Origin of the sequence: Neisseria sp. 19428wB4_WF04 (genome assembly GCF_015235335.1) — a bacterium.
In the GTDB taxonomy this organism is placed as follows: domain Bacteria; phylum Pseudomonadota; class Gammaproteobacteria; order Burkholderiales; family Neisseriaceae; genus Neisseria; species Neisseria musculi.
The window spans coordinates 1-663 of the sequence record NZ_JADGLG010000137.1; the positions used below are offsets into that span (position 1 = coordinate 1).

At 49.8% G+C, this 663-nt stretch carries 2 protein-coding genes; both read left to right on the plus strand.

What is annotated here, in order from left to right:
• Positions 1 to 136: 136 nt before the first annotated feature.
• Positions 137 to 379, plus strand: a complete 243-nt coding sequence (locus IR141_RS14280; RefSeq protein ID WP_186999911.1) for a hypothetical protein — start codon at positions 137 to 139, stop codon at positions 377 to 379.
• Complete coding sequence (locus IR141_RS12660; RefSeq protein WP_368665558.1) at positions 273 to 647, plus strand: Arm DNA-binding domain-containing protein; 375 nt, start codon at positions 273 to 275, stop codon at positions 645 to 647. The genes IR141_RS14280 and IR141_RS12660 overlap by 107 nt, the downstream gene beginning before the upstream one ends.
• The last annotated feature ends 16 nt before the right edge of the window (positions 648 to 663 follow it).

Here is a 663-nt window from a genome sequence, read left to right on the forward strand (position 1 = left end):
GGGCACCACAAACCGCTTTCCAGCGGTTGTTTTTTGTCCGATATTATCCAAACAAACCAATCAAGCCATTATATTTAAAAGGTTTTCTTCCATCTTCGGTTTGCTTTTTCACCCAATTTCACCCCGTTCCGTCTGATTGAACCAACCGTTTTTAATCGGTAAAATTTCCGCACAGTTACCAACACCCCTTATTTTTTACCAACAAACGCCGTTAAACGGCTGCCAAATAAAAAACCTGAAACGAACCGCCCAGATTCAGAAAATTTCAGGCGGTGGTATGCAAACCGAACGGCGGCAAGTTATGGCGGCTGAAATACCGCATAGACGGAAAAGAGAAATTACTTTCAATCGGCAAATATCCCGCCGTTTCTTTGTCTGAAGCCCGCAAAGCCGCCGAAAATGCCCGCCGCTTGCTTCGCAGGGCAAGCCCAGCTGCCGCCAAGCAACAGGGGCCAAGCAGGAACGACAGGCCGCCACCGGAAACAGCTTTGAAAAAATCGCCCGCGAGTGGCATAAAAACCAACTGCCCCGCTGGACAAGCAACCATGCCGCCCGCGTGTTGTATTCTTTGGAAACAGACGCTTTCCCGATGCTTGGAAAGCACCCCGTTACCGAAATCAAAGCCCCGTTACAGCTGGAAACGGTAAGGCGGTAGAAGCGCGT